18 protein-coding genes are annotated in these 19,002 nt (G+C 65.8%); 10 read left to right on the top strand and 8 right to left on the bottom strand.

Going from position 1 to position 19,002, the window contains the following annotated elements; genetic code table 11:
• Positions 1 to 69 precede the first annotated feature (69 nt).
• Complete coding sequence (locus C5689_RS12475) at positions 70 to 1,044, bottom strand: polysaccharide deacetylase family protein (protein WP_108917597.1); 975 nt, start codon at positions 1,042 to 1,044, stop codon at positions 70 to 72.
• Between C5689_RS12475 and C5689_RS12470 the strand changes: the two genes are divergently transcribed.
• The 3 genes from C5689_RS12470 to C5689_RS12460 are packed head-to-tail and all read left to right on the top strand — an operon-like array spanning position 1,043 to position 2,855.
• Positions 1,043 to 1,519, top strand: coding sequence for a GNAT family N-acetyltransferase (locus tag C5689_RS12470; RefSeq protein WP_108917596.1), 477 nt, complete (start codon positions 1,043 to 1,045; stop codon positions 1,517 to 1,519). The two genes, C5689_RS12475 and C5689_RS12470, sit on opposite strands and share 2 nt — an antisense overlap.
• A gap of 5 nt (positions 1,520 to 1,524) precedes the next feature.
• On the top strand, positions 1,525 to 2,508 hold the full coding sequence (locus C5689_RS12465) for a zinc-dependent alcohol dehydrogenase family protein (protein WP_108917625.1): 984 nt from the start codon (positions 1,525 to 1,527) through the stop codon (positions 2,506 to 2,508).
• Positions 2,505 to 2,855, top strand: a complete 351-nt coding sequence (locus C5689_RS12460; protein ID WP_108917595.1) for an acyl carrier protein — start codon at positions 2,505 to 2,507, stop codon at positions 2,853 to 2,855. Before C5689_RS12465 ends, C5689_RS12460 begins: the two co-directional genes overlap by 4 nt.
• Positions 2,856 to 2,894: 39 nt before the next feature.
• Here C5689_RS12460 and C5689_RS12455 read toward each other — a convergent pair whose 3' ends face one another.
• Positions 2,895 to 4,400: a bifunctional aminoglycoside phosphotransferase/ATP-binding protein gene (locus tag C5689_RS12455; protein WP_108917594.1), complete on the bottom strand. Its 1,506-nt coding sequence runs from the start codon at positions 4,398 to 4,400 to the stop codon at positions 2,895 to 2,897.
• Positions 4,401 to 4,620: 220 nt separating this feature from the next.
• The gene (gene mgtA / locus C5689_RS12450) at positions 4,621 to 7,230 is read right to left on the bottom strand and encodes a magnesium-translocating P-type ATPase (RefSeq protein ID WP_244594684.1); all 2,610 of its coding nucleotides are present in this window, start codon (positions 7,228 to 7,230) and stop codon (positions 4,621 to 4,623) included.
• Between the two features lie 116 nt (positions 7,231 to 7,346).
• Between mgtA and C5689_RS12445 the strand changes: the two genes are divergently transcribed.
• Positions 7,347 to 8,699: an O-antigen ligase family protein gene (locus C5689_RS12445; RefSeq protein WP_108917592.1), complete on the top strand. Its 1,353-nt coding sequence runs from the start codon at positions 7,347 to 7,349 to the stop codon at positions 8,697 to 8,699.
• On the opposite strand, the gene C5689_RS12440 is transcribed toward C5689_RS12445, so the two are convergent.
• Both C5689_RS12440 and C5689_RS12435 read right to left on the bottom strand, forming a co-directional pair.
• Positions 8,671 to 10,356: an outer membrane beta-barrel protein gene (locus C5689_RS12440; RefSeq protein ID WP_108917591.1), complete on the bottom strand. Its 1,686-nt coding sequence runs from the start codon at positions 10,354 to 10,356 to the stop codon at positions 8,671 to 8,673. The genes C5689_RS12445 and C5689_RS12440 overlap by 29 nt on opposite strands.
• A 104-nt stretch (positions 10,357 to 10,460) precedes the next feature.
• A complete protein-coding gene (locus tag C5689_RS12435; RefSeq protein WP_108917590.1) occupies positions 10,461 to 10,721 on the bottom strand; it encodes a DUF2312 domain-containing protein in 261 nt (86 codons plus the stop codon).
• Between the two features lie 242 nt (positions 10,722 to 10,963).
• Between C5689_RS12435 and C5689_RS12430 the strand changes: the two genes are divergently transcribed.
• The 3 genes from C5689_RS12430 (at position 10,964) to C5689_RS12420 (ending at position 12,825) form a co-directional block, all read left to right on the top strand.
• Positions 10,964 to 11,425, top strand: a complete 462-nt coding sequence (locus C5689_RS12430; RefSeq protein ID WP_108917589.1) for an RDD family protein — start codon at positions 10,964 to 10,966, stop codon at positions 11,423 to 11,425.
• A 120-nt stretch (positions 11,426 to 11,545) separates the two neighbouring features.
• Positions 11,546 to 12,277, top strand: coding sequence for an arginyltransferase (locus tag C5689_RS12425; protein WP_108917588.1), 732 nt, complete (start codon positions 11,546 to 11,548; stop codon positions 12,275 to 12,277).
• Between the two features lie 137 nt (positions 12,278 to 12,414).
• Positions 12,415 to 12,825, top strand: a complete 411-nt coding sequence (locus C5689_RS12420; RefSeq protein ID WP_108917587.1) for a hypothetical protein — start codon at positions 12,415 to 12,417, stop codon at positions 12,823 to 12,825.
• A 145-nt stretch (positions 12,826 to 12,970) separates the two neighbouring features.
• Here C5689_RS12420 and C5689_RS12415 read toward each other — a convergent pair whose 3' ends face one another.
• A complete protein-coding gene (locus tag C5689_RS12415) occupies positions 12,971 to 13,363 on the bottom strand; it encodes an AprI/Inh family metalloprotease inhibitor (RefSeq protein WP_108917586.1) in 393 nt (130 codons plus the stop codon).
• A 204-nt stretch (positions 13,364 to 13,567) separates the two neighbouring features.
• Between C5689_RS12415 and hemN the strand changes: the two genes are divergently transcribed.
• From hemN to C5689_RS12400, 3 genes are all read left to right on the top strand, one after another.
• Entirely contained in the window at positions 13,568 to 14,914 is a 1,347-nt protein-coding gene (hemN, locus tag C5689_RS12410) for an oxygen-independent coproporphyrinogen III oxidase (RefSeq protein WP_108917585.1), read from the top strand.
• 278 nt (positions 14,915 to 15,192) lie between these two features.
• Positions 15,193 to 15,933: a P-loop NTPase family protein gene (locus C5689_RS12405; protein WP_108917584.1), complete on the top strand. Its 741-nt coding sequence runs from the start codon at positions 15,193 to 15,195 to the stop codon at positions 15,931 to 15,933.
• A gap of 43 nt (positions 15,934 to 15,976) precedes the next feature.
• Entirely contained in the window at positions 15,977 to 16,471 is a 495-nt protein-coding gene (locus C5689_RS12400; RefSeq protein WP_108917624.1) for a bactofilin family protein, read from the top strand.
• 3 nt (positions 16,472 to 16,474) lie between these two features.
• On the opposite strand, the gene C5689_RS12395 is transcribed toward C5689_RS12400, so the two are convergent.
• A complete protein-coding gene (locus tag C5689_RS12395) occupies positions 16,475 to 17,983 on the bottom strand; it encodes an acetate--CoA ligase (protein ID WP_108917583.1) in 1,509 nt (502 codons plus the stop codon).
• 64 nt (positions 17,984 to 18,047) lie between these two features.
• Complete coding sequence (locus C5689_RS12390; RefSeq protein ID WP_108917582.1) at positions 18,048 to 18,989, bottom strand: ribose-phosphate pyrophosphokinase; 942 nt, start codon at positions 18,987 to 18,989, stop codon at positions 18,048 to 18,050.
• Between the last annotated feature and the right edge of the window lie 13 nt (positions 18,990 to 19,002).

The following is a 19,002-nucleotide window of genomic DNA, read 5'->3' as shown; positions in this document are numbered from 1 at the left end:
GGATTCCGGGTCGCTCGCTCCGCGAGCGCCCGGAATGACAGCGCCCAAGCGGATACGACGGGAGCCCCCTCACTCCGGCGCCTCCTCGATCCGCCGGAACGGCTGCGGCAGCCGGCCCTGCTCCAACAGTCTCGAGAACAGACGCAGCCCGGCCGGCTCATTGCCATTGGGATGCACGAGCACGATGGAGCCGTCCCGCGGCGGCGGCGACAGCACCAGCCAGGCGTCCGCGCCGAGCGCGATCAGATGGCGGCGGCGCAGCTCCTCCATCAGCCGCGCATCGGCGACGAGGCCGGGAAAACGGAAAAACACGGAAGGAGTCGCGCTGCGCTCGATCAGCAGCCGCTCCACCCGGAAAATCTCCGCGTCGAGATCGACGCCCGGCCGCAGCAGATAATTCTGCCCATCGGCGAGGCGGGGAACATAAGGGTGGCTGTAGGAATGGCCGACCCAGTCGATTCGCAGCGTCCCGCTCGCCGCCTCGGCCATCAGCCAGTCGAAATCCGCCCCATGGCGCTCGATCCAGAGCCCCGACACGGAGAGCGCGACCGGCGCGCCGGGGACGAGCTCGGCCAATCGGCGCAGAAAGTCGCGGTCGAGCGGCCGCCGGCTCGGGCAGAGATCGCCGGTGAGAAAAGAGCCCGCCCCCGCCCCATGGCCGAGACCGGCGCTGATCGACAGACTGCGGCCGGCGGCGAGACGCGGCTCATCGGGATCGCCTGCCCGCGGCCGCAAGGCGCGCAAAAAGCGCGTGTCCTTCTGCTCCGCCTCTGTCGTTTCCCGACAGCGCCAGACGCTTTCCGCCTCGAGACTCGTCTCCAGCGTCGCCGGATCCACCGTCAGCGCGACCGTCTCGCCGTCGAGCCTCATGCGGCGAATGGCGAGGCGCTTCTCGCCCGCCGGCCCATGGCATTCGAGAAAGACAGGCCGATAATCCACGAGACGGCGCGCCGCCTCCCGCCCGCGAGCGGACGGGACGATTGCGAGAATTATGGCGAGCGCCCAGAATAAAGCCGTCGCGCGCCTTTGCGGGAGATGGTCCATGATCGAAAAAGCTCCTCCCGACAAAGCGCTAGCCGAAACACCCCCCGCCGCGGAGACGCTCGCCGTCGTCTTCCACGATCTCGCGCGCGAGAGCCCGGCCGTCGCGGCGGCGCTCGGCGGCGAGATCGCCGCGAGATTCCGCCCCCGCGACGAGGCGCCCTTCTCCACCATCGCCCATGACGAAAAGGGCGCGCTGATCGGCGGGCTCAACGGCGTCTCCCACTGGCGCTGGCTCTATATAAGGCATTTATGGGTCGCGCCGGAGCGTCGCGGCATGGGGCTCGGGACCGCTCTGCTGCGCCGCGCGGAGGGAGAGGCCCGCACGCGGACCTGCCTCGGCCTCTATATCGACAGCTTCGACCCGCGCGCTGCGGCGCTCTATGAGCGCTTCGGCTTCACGCGCTTCGGCGAGATCGCCGATTTCCCGCCCGGCCATAGCCGCATGTTCTTCTCCAAGCGGATCGCCGACACATGACGGAAATGACCGCCATGGTCCTGCGCCGGCCAGGAACGCCACTCGAGGCCGAGCGCCGTCCCCTGCCCCGCCCCGGCGCCGGCGAATTGCTGCTCGAGGTCGAGGCCTGCGGCGTCTGCCGCACCGATCTCCATGTCGTCGACGGCGAGCTCGAGCATCCGAAGCTGCCGATCGTTCCTGGCCATGAGATCGTCGGCCGCGTGGCGGCGATCGGCGCGGGCGTCACGGGCTTCGTTGTTGGAGAACGTGTCGGCGTCCCCTGGCTCGGCCACACTTGCGGCTGCTGCCCCTATTGCTCCAGCGGCCGCGAGAATCTCTGCGACGATCCGCGCTTCACCGGCTACACGCGCGACGGCGGCTACGCCACGCATACGGTCGCCGACGCTTCCTATTGCTTCCCGCTGCCGTCCGATGGCGATGCGGCGGCTCTGGCGCCGCTGCTCTGCGCCGGGCTCATCGGCTGGCGCTCGCTGAAGATGGCGGGCGACGCGCGCGACATCGGCATTTACGGTTTCGGCGCCGCGGCGCATATCGTCGCGCAAGTCGCGATCGCGCGAGGACGGCGCATCTTCGCCTTCGTGCGGCCGGGCGACGCCGCGGCGCGCGATTTCGCGCTCTCGCTCGGCGCCGTCTGGGCCGGCGGCTCCGACGAGACGCCGCCGGAAAAGCTCGACGCCGCCATTATCTTCGCGCCCGTCGGCGCGCTGGTTCCGCGCGCGCTCGCCGCCGTGCGCAAAGGCGGGACCGTCGTCTGCGGCGGCATTCACATGAGCGACATTCCCTCATTTCCCTATGCTCTGCTGTGGGAGGAGCGCCGGCTCGTCTCGGTCGCCAATCTCACGCGCGAGGACGCGCGCGAATTTCTGGCGCTCGCGCCGCAAGTCGGAATCGAAACGCATGTCGTGCGCTATCCGCTGACTGCGGCCAATGAAGCGCTCGCGGATTTACGCGACGGACGTCTGCAAGGCGCGGCGGTGCTGATTCCATGAGCGCTCCCTGGAATAGAGCCGAGGCGCAACGTCGGATCATCGCCGTTGTGAGCCGAGAGACCAGCTATCGCGAGGAGGATATCGGCCCCGACACCGACCTCGTCTTCGATCTCGGCGTCGCCGGAGACGATGCAGATGTTCTGTTCCGAGAAATAACGAAACTCTACCCGATCGATTTTTCCGGGAGCGATCTCCCCGAGCGCTTCGGTTCGGAAGGCTTCCGGCCATGGCAGCCGCCGCTATTGCTGCTCGGAATGCTCAAATCGATTTTCACGCGAATCGTCTTCGGCCAAGCGCAACAGGCCGAACCGGCGGCGTGCGCATTCGTGACGTCACGGACTGGGTGATGGCCGGAAAATGGACGCCGCCACAATGAGGTTTTCCGGTCAAAGCAGCGCCGCAACGCGGCGAGCGATCGTCTCCACCCCCTCCGAAGCGTCGATAGGCGTCCATCGCATTGCGCCGAGATCATAATTGCGCTGCCGCGCCGCTATCTCCTGCGTCGCATCCGACACGTCGCTCTGCCGCGCGCCAACGCGCGAGACACGAAGCGACCCGTCGGCCTCGAGCCAAAATCCCGCGAAAGAAACGCCCACGCGCCGCGCCGCCTCCTCGAGCGCATCGCGCTCGCTCTCGCGCGCGTAAACGGCGTCGACGATGACGCACCAGCCGAACGAGGCGACGCGCGTCGCCTCATTCTGCATCGCCTCATAGACCCGTGCGGAAACGGCCGCTGTATAAGCCTCCTGCGGCAGCGGCGATGTGGGCGCGACGCCGAACAGCTTTTTGCGCAATCGATCGCTATTGAGCGTCCGCGCGCCGGGCGCGGCGCCGACGAGCGGAGCCAAAGCCGCCGCGACGCTGGACTTGCCGGAGCCGCTGAGCCCGCCGATCGCAACGATGCGTGGCGTCACGGGCCGCAGCAGCGCGCGAGCGAGATCGAAATAATCGCGCGTCTCCTCATTCAGCGCAGCATGATCTGCGTCCGCATCCAGCGCGCGCGCGGCTGCGACATCGGCGCGGATCGCAGCGCGCAGCGCCATGAAGAAGGGCAGCAGCGGCAGCCCCTCCGCCTCGTCGCGATGATCCAGATAGCGATTGAGCGCGAAAGCGGCGAGCGCATCCAGCCCGCGCCGGCGCAGATCCATCAGCAGAAAAGCGAGGTCGTAGAGCACATCGATCGTCGCAAGATCGTCGGAGAATTCGATGCAATCGAAAGGCGTCGGCTCGCCGTCGACGAGGCAGATATTGCGCAGGGTGAGATCGCCATGGCAACGCCGCACCTTGCCGGCGTCGCGCCGACGATCGAGCATCGCGCCATGGGTCTGCGCCGCCGCGCGCAGCTCATCGGCGAGCGCACGGCGCTCCTGCGCCGAGACAATGGGCGATTTGGCGAGCGAGCTCGCCTCACCGAGATCGAGCAGCGAAGCCATGACCAAAGCGCCGCCGCGCTCTTCGATCACTTCCGCGCCATCGTGAAATTGCGCGATGCGCTCGGCGAGACGCTCGACGAGCGGCGCAGAGAGACGGCCGGCGACGGCGAGATTGTCGAGGAGATTTTCTTCCTCGAAGCGCCGCATCTCGACGACGGCGTCGATGAGCGCGCCATCGCCGTCGAAACACAGCGCGCCATCGCCCCCGCGCGTGATGCGGCGCGCGGCGAGATAGAGCTGCGGCGCCGTGCGGCGGTTGAGCGCATATTCGTGCTCGCACATTACGAGGCGAATCTGCGGCGTGTGGAAATCGAGATAGGGAAAGACGACATCGCGCTTGAGCTTATAGACTCGCTCCTTGGTCAGCACGACGATCGAGATGTGCGTGACGATCGTCTGCGCGTCTTCGCCCTGCGCCATGAGAAAGCGGACGGTCTCGTCCTGCGCGCCGAATGTCATGCGATGACGCCTCCAAAATCCTTGCAGAACGCGCGCCCCTTCTCCCACTTGTGGGAGAAGGTGGCCCCGCGAAGCGGGGTCGGATGAGGGCACACGATCGCATTCGAGTCATTCGTCGTCCGCGCCCCCATTCGCAGCGAGCCCTCATCCGACCCGACTTCGTCGGGCCACCTTCTCCCGCAAGCGGGAGAAGGAATAGAACACGAAGTTCCCGCCTCCATCACATTCCCCATTTCTTCACGAACCAGCTCTTCACCAAATGCGCCAGCACCGAATAGCAGATCAGAAATGAAAAAATCGCCGGCCAATAGAGCAGCGGCAGCGGCGTGAAGCCAAAGACGCCGGCGATGGGCGAAAAGGGCAGCGCCGCGCCGATGACGCAGACGACCAGTGTCGTCAGCAGCAGCGCATTGCTCGCCCGGCTCTCGATGAAGGGAATCCGCGCCGTGCGGATGATGTGGATGATCAGCGTCTGCGTCAGCAGCGATTCGACGAACCAGCCGCTCTGGAACAGAGCCGGATCGGCCAAGGCGCCGAAGCCGTAGATCATCAGCGCAAAAGTCGCATAATCGAAGATCGAGCTGATCGGCCCGACGCAGAGCACGAATTTGGCGATACTGTCTATGTCCCAGCGGCGCGGCCGCTCGAGATATTCGGCGTCGACATTGTCCGTCGGGATCGCCGTCTGCGAAAAATCATAGAGTAGATTATTGGTGAGCACCTGTATCGGCGTCATCGGCAGAAAGGGCAGGAACACGCTCGCGCCGAGCACGCTGAACATATTGCCGAAGTTCGAGCTCGCGCCCATCTTGATATATTTGGTGATGTTGGCGAACACTTTGCGGCCCTCGAGCACGCCGTCGCCGAGCACGGCGAGGCTCTTCTCGAGCAAGATGATATCGGCCGTCTCCTTGGCGACGTCGACCGCCGTGTCGACCGAAATTCCGACATCGGCCGCCTTCAGCGCCGGCCCGTCATTGATGCCGTCGCCGAGATAGCCGACGACATGGCCCTTGCGATGCAGCGCATCGATGACACGCGCTTTCTGCGGCGGCGAGAGCTTGGCGAAAACGCTCGTCTCCGAAGCGAGAGCCGACAAATCCTCCTCGCTCATCGACTCTATCTGCGACCCGAGCGCGATGCGCCCGACCTCTAGCCCCACATCCTTGCAGATCTTGCGCGTCACAATGTCATTGTCGCCGGTCAATATCTTCACCGCGACCCCGGCTTTGGCGAGCGCCGCTATGGCCGGCGCCGCGCTCTCCTTGGGCGGATCGAGAAAGGCGATATAGCCGAGCAGCGTCAGCGCGCTCTCATCGGCGACGGAAAAGCTCGTCTGCTCCGGCGGCAGCTCCTTATAGGCGACGGCGACAACGCGGAAACCATCCGCGTTCAGCTCCTCGGTCTCGCGCTGCGCCGCCTCGAGATGCGAAGGATCGAGCGCGCCGCAATCTTTCTCCGTCTCATAGCGCGCAGAAATGGCGAAGAGCTCCTCCACAGCGCCTTTGCAAATGAGCAGATGCGGGCCGTCGTCGCGGCGCACGACGACGGAGAGGCGGCGCCGCTCGAAATCGAAAGGAATTTCGTCGATCTTCTCGAATTCATGATCGGGTCGCAGCGCTGTCGCCAATTCGTGATGGTCGAGCACGGCGCGATCGAGCAAATTCTTCAAGCCCGATTGAAAATGGCTGTTGAGGAAAGCGAATTCGAGAACGCGGTCCGACTCCTCGCCGAATATGTCGAGATGGCGCTTCAATATGATGCGGTCCTGCGTCAGCGTGCCGGTCTTGTCGGTGCAGAGCACATCCATCGCGCCGAAATTCTGGATAGAGTTGAGCCGCTTCACGATCACTTTCTTGCTGGCGATGGCGATCGCGCCTTTGGCGAGATTGACCGTCACGATCATCGGCAGCATTTCGGGCGTGAGGCCCACGGCGACGGAGACGGCGAAGAGCAGCGCCTCCAGCCAGTCGCCCTTGGTGACGCCATTGATGACGAACACCGCAGGCGCCATCACCGCCATGAAGACGATCATCAGCAGAGTGAAGCGCGTCAGCCCCTTGTCGAAGCTCGTCTCGACGCGCGCGCCGGCCATTTTGTCGGCGAGCGCGCCGAGGCAGGTGCGCCGTCCCGTCTCGATGACGATAGCCGTCGCATAGCCGCTGACCACATTCGCGCCCATCAGCGCGAGATTTTGCGCGGCGAAAGGGTCGCTCGCCGGCGCGGCATGCGCGAATTTCTCCACCGGCATGGATTCGCCGGTCAGCGCCGATTGATTGACGAACAGGTCCTTGGCCTCCAGCAGGCGCAGATCGGCGGGGATCATGTCGCCGGCCGAGAGGCGAACGATATCGCCCGGCGCCAGCCGCTCGATCGGCTCCTCGACGAAATTATCCGCCGTATGCGCGCCTGGTCGGCGCACGGAGGCGTGCGTGCGTACCATGGCCTGCAAGCGCGCGGCGGCCTCGTTGGAGCGGTGCTCCTGGAAGAAGGCGAGGCCGACGCTCAGCACCACCATTGCGGCGATGACGACCGAAGCGCGCAGATCGCCGAGCGCATAAGAGGCGACGGCGAGAGCGAGCAGCAGCGCGTTGAGCGGATTTTTCGCCCTGCCGGCGAGCTCGCGCAGCAGGCTGGGGCGCCGCTCATGGGCGATGCGATTGAGCCCGACGCTTCGCAGCCGATGCGCCGCCTCGCGCACGCTGAGCCCCGCGCGTGAGCTGTGCAGGGAGGCGAGAACCGCCTCGCCCTCGGCCTGCGCGGCGCGCAGCAGCGCGCCGTCGAGCCGCTTCTCATGCAGGAGGCGCGTCGCCGAAAATCGATGGTTCATCTCTTGCAAATTCCCGATTCGGGCGGGGAGCGGAAGAAGCGAAGCTGTTTCATCGCGGGCCGGCAAGGGCGCATGATGTCGCTTCGCTATCAAGTTCAGGTCACGCTTTCTTAACCATGACGAGGCTAGCAAATTCACAAGGCGCCGTCCTCACCTCGCGCGCGTCGCGCCCCAAGGCGCGCGACCTCCTGGATCGTTCCGATATGGGACAAGCGATGACCGAGGCCGCGGCGGCGGCGCCACAGCCTCGTTGGACATTGAACTATCCACGGCTGCTCAATGCGCTGTTCTGGATCACCGCCTTTTCCGGCTCGGTGGTGTTCATCGAGCCTTCGCCCTATGACGGGCTCATCCTGCTGACGCTCATCGTCTGGGTGCTGGGCGGCGTGCGCATTCATCGCGCCGTTCTGCCGGGCGTCGCCCTGCTCGTTCTATGGACGCTCGGCGGCTACATCTCGCTCATTCCCTATTGGAACGAGCCCGATCCCGTCGAGTTCATGACGCATACGCTGTTCATCTCGACGACCGGCGTCTTCTATATGCTGTTCTTCTCGGAGAACACGTCGCGGCGCTTCGATCTCTGCATGAGCGGCTATGCGGCGAGCTGCATGCTCGCGGCCGTCATCGCCGTCGGCTCCTGGGCGGGCCTGTTCGGCAATCCATTGACGATGACGCTCGACGGACGCGCCATGGCGCCCTTCAAGGATCCCAATGTGCTCGGCTCCTATATGGTGCCGGGCGTGCTCTATTTCGTGCAGCGCCTGCTACTCGGCCGCTGGGCCTATTGGCCGGTGACGCTCGCCGGCCTCGCGCTCTCGGGCGCGGCGCTGTTCACCTCTTTCTCGCGCGGCTCCTGGGGCGCGGCGGTGGTGTCGATCGCGCTGATGACGATCATGTCGGTGGCGACGGCGGATTCGCGCAAGATGCGGCTGCGCATCGGCTTCATGGCGCTCGCCGTCGTCGGCGTGGTGGCGGTGGGGGTCGGCGCGGCGCTCACCGAGCCCTCTGTGCGCGAGTTCTTCTTCAAGCGCGCTTCGGCGACGCAGGATTATGACGAAGGACCGACGGGCCGCTTCGGCAATCAGAAGCGCTCGCTGCCCATGCTGGTCGAGCGTCCCAACGGCATGGGGCCGCTCAGATTTCGCCTCACCTTCGGGCTCGAGCCGCACAATAGCTACATCAACGCCTTCGCCTCCAATGGCTGGCTCGGCGGCTTCGCCTTTCTGGGGCTCGTGCTGACGACGACTTTCATCGGCTTCCGCCTGTCGCTGACGCGCTCGCCCTATCTGCGGCAGGGGCAGCTCATCTGGTCGGCGATGTTCGTGTTCTTTTTGCAGGCGCTGCAGATCGACATCGACCATTGGCGCTATTTCTTCATCTATCTCGGCGCCGTCTGGGGCCTCGAGGTCGGCCGCGTGAAATGGGCCGAGCGCAACGCGGCTACGGCTCGAAGCGAAGCCCGCCCATGATGACATTGGCGGTAAAATTGGAATTGGCCGTCGAGCTGACGAGACGCTGCCAGAAATAGCTGCCCCTGATGGCGATGGAGCGGGTGAGCTTGTATTCGAGCTTCACGCCCGCCGTGCCGACCTGCTCGAACGTGTCCGCGCCCTGATAATTATTGGTCTGATAGCTGCCGGTCGCGGTGATAGTGAAATTGCGGAACATCGCATGGGTCACATCGAAAGTGACATTGCGCGAGAGCACGCCCGCGGCGCCTTGCAGCGTCGTCTCCGAGAGCATCGTTCCGGTGCGCAGCGTGAAAGTGGTGAGCGGCGTCGCCGTATAGATGATGGCGGCGTCGATGATCGGCCCGCGCAGGCGCGGCAGGCGCGGATCGGCGTAGTCGCGCTGCGCATAGCCGCCGGAGGCCTCGCCCGTCACCAGATCGGTGATCTTGAAGGTGCTGCCGATGCGGCCGGAAACGCCCGCGCTGTCCCGCGCATAGCCATAAGGATCGAGCCAGCTGTCGTGGACGCGCTTGTCGATCATCGCCTCGACATAGGGCTTCATCGACGGATTGAGCTCATAGGCGAGGCGCGGATTGAGTCCATAGGCGTTGTAGCTCGTGCTCATCAGATTGAGCACCGAGCCGTCGTTGTAATAGGCGTTCTGATAGATCCAGCGATCGTAGACGCCGCGCAGCGTCGCGTCGAGCCGACCGAAGCTCTGCGTCACGCCCGCCGCCGCGCCCAGCGACACGATGAGCGGCCGATTGACGACCACGACATTGGGCAGGCTGGTGACGAGGCCGGGCGCACCCGGCCGCTGCGTGTCGAGCGTGAACTTTCCTTCGAATTTCACTTTCGTGTCGCGCGCGACGTCCCAGCGATAGAAGACGTCGCCGGCGCCGTCCGGCCGATCGGCGTTCTGGACGCTGGCGTAATCGACATAGCCGAGGCGCAGATTTCCTTGAATCTCGTCGCGCATCCATTCCGAGCGCAGCCGCAGTCCGGCGTCGACTCGGAAGAATTTCGAGCCCTGGACGTCGGAGGTCACGCGATTGGGATTGGTGTCATAGCCATAGCTCGGCTCGGCATAGGGGTAGAGCCGAAGCGCCCCGATCCCCAGGCCGAGCGGCGCATAAGGGTTGGGCTCGATTCTGGGCTTGGGCCGCGCCGGAATTTGTGCGGGCAGAGCGACATTGGGCGGCGGCGGCCGCTCGGCGGGAAGGTCCAGCGAGCCGCGGAAGCCGCGCATACGCAGCTTGGCCTGTCGCTTTATCTTCTCCTTGGCCTGGAACGAGGTCTTATAGGGCTCGAGCGGCGGCAGCGGATGCGCCGGAGAGAGCGGTGGCGGCTTCAAGGGCGACGGCGGCGGATTTGGCCTCGGCAGACGCGCCCGCACGCGCGGCAATCCATAATTGGGCGCGCCCGGAGAAATCTCCGGGGCCGCCCGCCGCTCCTGCTGCGAAACATTGGGCTGCGAGACGTAAGGCGGCGCCGCCTCCGCCCCCGGTATGGGCGGAACGGCCGGAAGATCGCGCAGCGGGGCGATGTCGAGCGAAGAGGGCGAGAGCGTCTGCCCCTCGGCCGGACGCAAAGGCGCCAGCGCCGCCGGCGCAGCCAGCGACAAGGCGATCAGCGTCGTTGCCGCAACGCGGCTCTGAGACTTGGCGGAAGCCACTCTTTCCCTCGCGCGGACGCCCTGTTCGAAGCAGGCGCGATGGAATCGAGCGTTAAGGAGTTATGGTTAACAAAGGCTTACCGGCAAAGGCTCAGGCCGGCGGCTCACTCGCCGAGGGCCGCCATATAGAGTTCGAGAATCTCTTCTTCTTCCGCGCGCTTATGCTTGTCCTGACGGCGGAGGGAAACGATCTTGCGCATGATCTTGGGATCGAAGCCGGTGCTCTTGGCCTCGCCATAGACATCCTTGATATCGTCGGCGATGGCGCGCTTTTCCTCCTCGAGCCGCTCGATGCGCTCGATGAAGGAGCGCAAATGCCCGCCATTGACCTCGCCGGTCGGATCGATCCCGGCGCTGGCCTCCATCTCTCGGGCGGCGACCCTGTTGCTGGCCATGATCTTCTCCTGAAGGCTTCGAGGACTTTCGGACTCCCGGGCGCAGGACCCGCGGCTCCCGCGTCCAGGGCAAAGGCGAGCCATGCCAAGCCGCGGCCGGCGCCGTCAAGCGCGCCGCGAAATAATCCCCGCTTTCCTCCCGTTCGAGCTTGACGCCCATCCGCGCGCCCCCGACATCATCGGCGGATCGCTCGAGAGGAGAGGATACGCAGATGTACGAAGCGGGCGGCGACGGCCGCATCTATCCGGTCGCGCCCGGCCTGCCGCCACGGGAGGCGCTCGCCGGCGTGCGCACGCGGCGCGTTTTCGCCGTCTGCCTCGATTTCTTCGCCGTGGCGCTGCTCTCGGCGGCGCTGTGGCTCGCTCTGCTGGTGCTCAGCTTAGGCCTCTCGGCCCTGCTGCTGCCGCCGTTGTTTCCGCTCGTCGCCTTCTTCTACAATGGCCTCACCGTCTCCGGCTGGCGGCGGGCGACTCCCGGAATGCGCGCCATGGACCTCGAGGTGCGCCTCGCCAATGGCGCGCCGACGCCCTTTCTCAACGCCGCCGTCCAGGGCGTGCTCTTTTATGTCAGCTGGCTGTTCCCGCCGCTGCTGCTCGTCACCTTCGTCACGCCGGACAAGCGTTGCCTGCACGACATTTTGGCCGATGTGATCGTGCTGCGGCGCGCCGATTGAGGCGGACGAGCGAAAACTTCTTGGCGCTCGGCGGACGTCGATTCTAATATCCGCGTCTGTCCGCGCTGGAAGGCGTCGGAGCGTGCGGTATATCGGATTTCGCGACAGGACCAGACCAGCGTGACGAGAGAGCCCCGCGACGCGCCGCAATTCTATCTCACCTCGCCGGCGCCGTGCCCCTATCTGCCGGGGCGCGACGAGCGGAAGGTGTTTACCCATTTGATCGGCCGCCGCGCGCCGGCGCTCAACGACACTCTGACGCAATCGGGCTTCCGACGCTCGCAGACCATCGCCTACCGGCCGGCCTGCGAGACCTGCCGGGCCTGCGTCTCGGTGCGCGTGAAGGTCGAGGAGTTCCAGCAATCCAAGGGCTTGCGCCGGGTGGCGCGGCGCAACGCCGATCTCTTCGCCGAGGCGCGCCGCCCCCATGCCGTGACCGAGCAATATGCGCTGTTCCGCGCCTATGTCGGCGCGAGGCACAATGACGGCGGCATGGCCGATATGAGCATGATCGACTATCAGATGATGGTCGAGGACAGCCATGTGGAGACGCGGCTGATCGAATATCGGACGCCGGCCGACAATGGCGGCCCGGACCGGCTCGTCGCCTGCTGCCTCACCGATTATCTCGCCGATGGATTGTCGATGGTCTATTCCTTCTACGATCCGACGATGGACGAGCGCTCGCTCGGCGCCTTCATGATTCTCGACCATGTGGAGCGGGTGCGGCGCGCCGGCCTGCCGCATCTCTATCTCGGCTATTGGGTCGATGGCTCCCGCAAAATGGCCTATAAGGCCCGCTTCCTGCCGCAGGAGCGGCTCGGCATGGACGGCTGGAAGCGCATCGGCTGATGCGGCTCCCGCTTTCCTGAAGGCCAGATGAACGAAGCGGCCATGCGCCGTTCAGCTTCGGGACGTTAATTTTTCCTTCGTCATCGGGAATTGCCGGCCGCCATTCGGCGCGGCCGATCGAGCGAAGGAGAGCGTCCATGGGCGCGAATATCACGAAAATCGCCGCAATCGCGGTCGCGGGCGTCATCGCCGCGACGACTGTGGGCGCCGCCACGCCGGCTCGCGCCGACGGCTGGGGCCATCACGGCGGATGGGGCCACGGCGGATGGGGTCATCACGGCGGCTGGGGCCATGGCGGCTGGGCGCGTCCGGGCTATGGCTATGCCGGCTATGGCTGGCGCGGCCATCGTGGATATGGCTGGGGCGCCCCGGTCGCGGCGGGCGTGCTCGGCGCGCTGGCGGTCGGAGCGGTCGCGGCCGCCGCCTCGCAGCCCCACTATGGCTATGGCTATGGCTACGGCTATGCGGGCTGCTATCCGGCCAATCAGCCCGTCCTCGACGATTGGGGCAATGTCGTCGCCTATCGTCGCGTGCAGGTCTGCAACTGACGCGCAGGTCTCCGCAACTGATCGATTTCGAAGAGTTCGGCGCCCGGTAGCCAGGGGCGCCGAAGCCCGCCGCCGCCTCCCCGCCCCCTCTCGCGCGACGGCGAGGACAGGCCTCCCGGACTTCCCCTCCGGGAGGCCTTTTTCGTCAGAGACGGCGCAGCGACAGCGGCTTGCCTTCTTTGGAGTCGCGGCGCCAGAGCCCATCGGCCTCCAGCTCGAAATGCGCCTTGTGGCCCTTGCGGGCGGTGAGCGAGAGACGCCCCCGCTCCAGCGCCCAGCCCACCGGATCGAAAATCACCACGCCCTGGTCGCGGCAGGCCGGCGCCAGCTGCGCCCGGAAGCCGCCCGGCCCGCGCGCGCGGTCGTCGAGCGTCAACATGCAGCCTGTGTCCTTGTCGCCGGCCCGCAGAATCGCGTAGCGGCCGGCGGCGCCGGGCTGCGACGCCGCGAGCGCTGGCGCCGCGAAGGTCGGCAGTCCGACCGCGACAGCGAGGCCGAGGCTCGCGGCCAGGGCGAGGGCTGCGGAAAATTTCGACATGGAAGGCTCCGGGAAATCGTCTGCGAATCGTGAAAAGATATTGCGCTCACCCTGCGCGAAGACAAAGCCTGACGGAAGAAATTTCGGCGCGCCGGCGCGCGGAGCGGGACGGAATGCGAGGAGCCTTTTGCGAAGCCGGCCGGCAAGGTCTAAATGACAGCGCCAGGAGCCCCGCGACGCCCCTCGCCATCGGAGCCGACAAAGATGACCAGCGCCTCTCTCGCTCTCGCCGAACGCTCGGCGCCGCGTTACACGAGCTATCCCACCGCCCCGCATTTTTCCGCGGATGTCGGGCCGGATCAGGCCGCGTGCTGGCTCGCCGAGCTCTCGCCGCAGGCCAATCTGTCGCTCTATCTGCACGTCCCCTTCTGCCCGGCGATCTGCACCTATTGCGGCTGCCACACCAAGGCGCTGCGCCAGGACGCGCCGCTCACCTCCTATAAGGAGACGCTGCTGCGCGAGATCGAGCTGGTCGCGGCCTCGACGCCGGCGCGCCATGTGCGCGCGATCCATTGGGGCGGCGGCACGCCGAGTATGCTCGGCCCCTCGCGCTTTCGCGAGGTCGCGCATGTGCTCGGCGAGCAATTCGACATCGCCCGCGACGTCGAGCACGCGATCGAGCTCGACCCGCGCCTCGTCGACGCCGCGCTCGCCGACGCGCTGGTCGTCTCCGGCGTCAATCGCGTCTCGCTCGGCGTGCAGGATTTCAATCCCCATGTGCAGAAGGCCGCCGGCCGCGAGCAGCCTTATGAAGTGGTGGAGCGCTGTGTCGCCATTCTGCGCGCCGCGGGACTCGAGGCGATCAATTTCGATCTCATGTACGGTCTGCCGGAACAGAGCGTCGACGATGTGATCCGCACCGCAAAGCTCGCCGCCGGCCTCGCGCCGAGCCGTCTCGCCGTTTTCGGCTACGCCCATGTGCCTTGGTTCGCGGTGCATCAAAAGCTGATCGACCAGGCCGCGCTGGCCGGCGCCAATGAGCGCCTCGCCCAGGCGGAGGCCGTGCGTGCGACGCTGGAGGCGGAAGGCTTCGAGGCGATCGGCCTCGATCATTTCGCGCGGCCGCAGGACACGATGGCGCAGGCCGCGCGCGAAGGCCGGCTGCGCCGCAATTTCCAAGGCTACACGACCGATGAGGCGGATGCGCTCATCGGACTCGGCGTCTCCTCCATCGGCCGTCTGCCGCAAGGCTATATCGGCAATATCGGCGACACGGGAAACTGGCGCCGCTCCGTCGAGGCGGAGCGCCTGCCCATTTCGCGCGGCCTCGCCTTCAGCGCGGAAGACAGAGCGCGCGGCGCCGTCATCGAGCGATTGATGTGCGATTTTTCAGTCGATTTCGGCGCGATCGCCGCAGCGCATGATTTCCGCGAGGATGCGTTCGACGACGCCGTGCCGCGTCTTTCGACTCTGCTCGACGAAGGCCTCGTCGCGCTCGACGGACGCCGTCTCACCATCGCGCCACGCGGCCGTCCGTTCGCGCGTCTGGCCGCGGCCGCATTCGACGCCTATCTCGAAGCCAAGGCCGCACGACACTCCGTCGCGGTGTGAGCCGCGCGGATCGACCAATTGCGAAATGCCGACGCGCGGCGAGCGAAGCGATCGACTCGTCGCCGCCACGGTGATATTACTGGCTTGTTTCTTATCCCCGGCTCAATTTCGTCAGGCCGTACATCGGCATTGACAAAGCGATCACAACCTCGAATTGTCTCGTTATGTACTAGTACTATCGTCTAGGCGACTCCCACAGCTTTCGTCGCGCAGCATCGCATCAGCTTGCGTTCGTTCGCCGAGCGGCGTCGTGCACATCATTCCGAGGAATCAGGATAATGCTCGCATCGCCGCTCGTTCTGGTCGGAGCCGACAAGGGCGGAGTCGGCAAGACGACCGTGACGAGACTCCTGATCGATTTTCTACAGATGTCGAACCGCGCGGTGCGCGCCTATGACACGCAGGCGCCGACCGGCGCGTTGAAACGCTTCTATCCCGACATCGCGCAGATCATCGACATACGCGACGTGCGCCACCAGGCGCGTCTGGTCGAGAGCCTGACCGGGCACACCGCCGTCACCATCGTCGATTTAAAAGCCGGACAGCTGATGCGCACGCTGCGTTTCATGGAGGATGTCGGCCTGCTCGACGCTGCGGAGCACGGCGAAGCGCGCGTGATGGTGCTGCATCTCATCGGCGCCTCGGTCGCCTCTCTGTCCGAGCTCGAAGAGGTCGGACCCTATAAAAACAAATGCGAATATCGCGTCGTCAAGAACTGCGTCAACGCCTCCAATTTCTTTCGAGAGAACGCCGGGTTCTCCGAGCGCTATCTCGGCGAGAGCGACGCCAGCCGCGAGATCATCGTGCCGCGGCTCGATCCGCTCGCCTATGAGGCCGTCGAGCTCACCGGATTGCCGTTCTCGTCTTTCGTGTTCGACGAGCCTGCGCGCGCCGCGGAAACTCGGCCGCGCTCTTTCGTGCTGCGCGGCTATGTGCGCACATGGCTCGAGCGTTCATGGACCAATTTCGAAGCCGCGGGGCTACGCAGCTATGTCGCTTCGCCCTCCGAGCAAATCTAATTCCAAGAAGCCGGCAAACGGCGCAACGAAGGAGACCATCGTGATGAAAGACTTTCGCCCTGAAGAGAAGAATGTCGTTTATATCGGCGAAGGCGTGTCGCTGACGGGTTCGGTGAAGGCGCAGGACACGATCGTCGTCGACGGCGCCATCGATGGCGAGATTTCCTGCAGCCAGCTGATCGTCGGCCCGTCCGGCGTCGTCAATGGCATGATCTCCGTTTCCGACGCGGATATTTATGGCCGCATCGGCACCGACATCACCATCAAGCAATTGCTCATCGTGCGCTCCACCGGCCGCGTCGAGGGCAAGTGGATCTACGGCGAGATCGAGGTCGAGAAGGGCGGCGTGCTGTTCGGCACGGCGGAGTCGACGGAAATCCGCTCCGAGCGCAAACCCGCGGGGCCGAAGGACGAGAAGGCCGGCTCTTTCAAGCGTTTCGAGAAGCCCGAGCTCGTTTCTTCCAATGAGGCCGATGCGGAAGCCGCGCCCGTCACCAGCATTTCGTCGCGCGCGCTGCGCGATCGCCGCAAGGCCTGACGATCAAGGCAGAGCCGCGCGCATCAGCTTGCCATTGCGATTGCGCGGCAGCCCGTCGAGAAAAACGATCTGTCGCGGCCGCTTATAGGCCGCGAGATGATCCGCGCAATGGGCGAGGATGTCCTCCTCGCTCAGCGCCGCGCCGTCGCGCAAGATCACATAGGCTTTGATGATCGTCTGATCATCGCGGCCGGGCCGCTCCGCGACTGCGGCGTCGGCGATGAGCGGATGCGCCAGCAGGCATTTTTCCACTTCCGCCGGCGAGACGCGATAGCCGAGCGCGTTCATCACCTCATCGGCGCGGCCGTGGTGCCACATATAGCCGTCGCCGTCGAATTCGACGAGATCGCCGGAGACGAACCAGTCGCCGCGAAAGGCGTCCCTTTCTTCATCCGACCTGTTCCAATAGCGCAGCATCAAGCCCGGCTCGTCGCGACGCACGGCGAGCACGCCGGTCTCGCCGACGCCGAGCGGCTCGGTGCCGCCGTCGCGCGGCAGAGCCGCGACGATGCGTCCCGGCTGCGGGCGCCCCGGCGAGCCCGGCCGCGCCGGAACGCTCGGCGCGCTGGAAATGAAGGTCGAAATCTCGCTCATGCCGAAAGCCTCGTAGAGCTCGGTCTTGGCGCGCGCGCGCCATTCCTCGAGCAGGCTCGGCGACAGAGCGGCGCCGGCGGTGAGGCCGTGCCGCAGGCTCGAGAGATCATGCGTCTCGAGCGCCGCATATTTGAGAATCTGGCGATAGACGCCGGGCACGGCGGCGAAAATGGTCGCGCCATGGCGCGCGATGAGGCGCGGCCAGACTTGCGGGTCGGGACGGCCATTGTAGAGCACGGCGGAAGCGCCATTGGCGAGCGGATCGACGACGCCGACGCCGAGCGTGTAGGTCCAATTCATCGCGCCCGCGTGCAGCATCACATCGGCGGATGTCAGCCCCTGCCAATACGCATACATGGGCCGCCGCGCCCAGGCGGCGCGATGCGCGTGCAGAACGCCCTTGGGCCGGCTCGTCGTGCCGGACGTATAAACGAGATAGGCGGGATCGTCGGCCGCCGTATCGGCATATTCGTCCAGCGGCGCGCCGGCGACGAGCCGCGCGAGATCCTCGCCGCGCAGAACCGAAACGCCGTCGCGCGAATGATTTTCGCTCTCGAAATCGCGGCCGAGCACGAGCGCCGAAGCGCCGCAATCCTCGCGCAGGAAGGACGCCTCCTCGAAAGTGAGCTGCGAGGAGGCGAGCAGCGCGACATAGCCCGCCGCGATGGCCCCGAAATAGGAGAGGACCGCGCCGGCCTCATTTCCCATGCGGATCATCACCCGCGCGCCGGGCGAAAGGCCGAGATCGCGAAAGCCCGCGGCGAGTGCGCGCACGTCGCGATCGAGCGCGCCGTAAGTCCAGCTCGTCTCGCTCTCGTCGCCGACGATGACGATCGCCGTCTTGTTCGGGTGAACGCGCGCGTGATCGGCGATGCAATAGCGGGCGAGATTGAAACGTGCGGGAACGGGCTCGATCATATGCTCACAAGCTCTCGAGAGCGCGCGCTCCTTCTCCCGCTCGCGGGGAAGCGAGCGCGCCCCGTCAGTCGAAGAGGCTCGACACGCTCTCTTCGCGCGCCGTGCGGGCGATGGCCTCGCCGATCAGCGGGCCGATCGGAATGAAGCGAATATTGCGCGCCTCCTGCACCGCGGGCGTCGCCGCGATCGTGTCGGTGAGCACCAGCTCTTTCAGCTTGGAGGCGGCGACGCGCTCGGCGGCCGCGCCCGAGAGCACGCCATGAGTGATATAGGCGGAGACCGAGGTCGCGCCCTGCGCCAGCAGCGCCTCGGCGGCGTTGCACAGAGTGCCGCCCGAATCGACGATGTCGTCCACGAGAATGCAATTGCGCCCGGAGACGTCGCCGATGATGTTCATCACCTCCGATTCGCCGGCGCGCTCGCGGCGCTTGTCGACGATGGCGAGCGGCGCATCGATGCGCTTGGCGAGCGCGCGGGCGCGCACCACGCCGCCGGTGTCCGGCGAGACCACCATCGCATTGGGCAGCTTGGCGTGCGACTTTATGTCCGCCACCATGACCGGCGCCGCGAAGAGATTGTCGGTCGGAATGTCGAAGAAGCCCTGAATCTGCCCGGCGTGGAGATCGACGGTCAGCACGCGGTCGGCGCCCGCGCGGGTGATGAGATTGGCCACGAGCTTGGCCGAGATCGGCGTGCGCGACGTGCCTTTGCGGTCCTGCCGCGCATAGCCGAAATAGGGAATGACCGCAGTGATGCGACGCGCCGACGCGCGGCGCAGCGCGTCGATCATGATGAGCAGCTCCATCAGATGGTCGTTCGACGGCGCCGAGGTCGACTGCACGACGAAAGTGTCCTGCCCGCGCACATTCTCCTGTATCTCGACGAACACCTCCATATCGGCGAAGCGCCGCACCTGCGCCCGACACAAAGGCACGCCGACATAGGCGGCGATCGTCTCGGCGAGCGCGCGGTTGGAGTTGCCTGCGAGAATTTTCATCGCCGCCATAGAACGCCTCGAC

It is taken from the genome of Methylosinus sporium (genome assembly GCF_003113265.1).
In the GTDB taxonomy this organism is placed as follows: domain Bacteria; phylum Pseudomonadota; class Alphaproteobacteria; order Rhizobiales; family Beijerinckiaceae; genus Methylosinus; species Methylosinus sporium.
Note: the sequence above shows the minus strand (reverse complement) of the source record. Positions and strands in the feature narration are given on the sequence as shown.

What these genes read in the sequence shown, in the direction of transcription:
- C5689_RS12470 (WP_108917596.1), top strand. Translation starts at nt 1,043, where the DNA reads ATGATCGAAAAAGCTCCTCCCGACAAAGCGCTAGCCGAAACACCCCCC.
- C5689_RS12475 (WP_108917597.1), bottom strand. Translation starts at nt 1,044, where the DNA reads ATGGACCATCTCCCGCAAAGGCGCGCGACGGCTTTATTCTGGGCGCTC.
- C5689_RS12465 (WP_108917625.1), top strand. Translation starts at nt 1,525, where the DNA reads ATGACCGCCATGGTCCTGCGCCGGCCAGGAACGCCACTCGAGGCCGAG.
- C5689_RS12460 (WP_108917595.1), top strand. Translation starts at nt 2,505, where the DNA reads ATGAGCGCTCCCTGGAATAGAGCCGAGGCGCAACGTCGGATCATCGCC.
- C5689_RS12455 (WP_108917594.1), bottom strand. Translation starts at nt 4,400, where the DNA reads ATGACATTCGGCGCGCAGGACGAGACCGTCCGCTTTCTCATGGCGCAG.
- mgtA (WP_244594684.1), bottom strand. Translation starts at nt 7,230, where the DNA reads ATGAACCATCGATTTTCGGCGACGCGCCTCCTGCATGAGAAGCGGCTC.
- C5689_RS12445 (WP_108917592.1), top strand. Translation starts at nt 7,347, where the DNA reads ATGACGAGGCTAGCAAATTCACAAGGCGCCGTCCTCACCTCGCGCGCG.
- C5689_RS12435 (WP_108917590.1), bottom strand. Translation starts at nt 10,721, where the DNA reads ATGGAGGCCAGCGCCGGGATCGATCCGACCGGCGAGGTCAATGGCGGG.
- C5689_RS12430 (WP_108917589.1), top strand. Translation starts at nt 10,964, where the DNA reads ATGTACGAAGCGGGCGGCGACGGCCGCATCTATCCGGTCGCGCCCGGC.
- C5689_RS12420 (WP_108917587.1), top strand. Translation starts at nt 12,415, where the DNA reads ATGGGCGCGAATATCACGAAAATCGCCGCAATCGCGGTCGCGGGCGTC.
- C5689_RS12415 (WP_108917586.1), bottom strand. Translation starts at nt 13,363, where the DNA reads ATGTCGAAATTTTCCGCAGCCCTCGCCCTGGCCGCGAGCCTCGGCCTC.
- hemN (WP_108917585.1), top strand. Translation starts at nt 13,568, where the DNA reads ATGACCAGCGCCTCTCTCGCTCTCGCCGAACGCTCGGCGCCGCGTTAC.
- C5689_RS12405 (WP_108917584.1), top strand. Translation starts at nt 15,193, where the DNA reads ATGCTCGCATCGCCGCTCGTTCTGGTCGGAGCCGACAAGGGCGGAGTC.
- C5689_RS12400 (WP_108917624.1), top strand. Translation starts at nt 15,977, where the DNA reads ATGAAAGACTTTCGCCCTGAAGAGAAGAATGTCGTTTATATCGGCGAA.
- C5689_RS12395 (WP_108917583.1), bottom strand. Translation starts at nt 17,983, where the DNA reads ATGATCGAGCCCGTTCCCGCACGTTTCAATCTCGCCCGCTATTGCATC.
- C5689_RS12390 (WP_108917582.1), bottom strand. Translation starts at nt 18,989, where the DNA reads ATGGCGGCGATGAAAATTCTCGCAGGCAACTCCAACCGCGCGCTCGCC.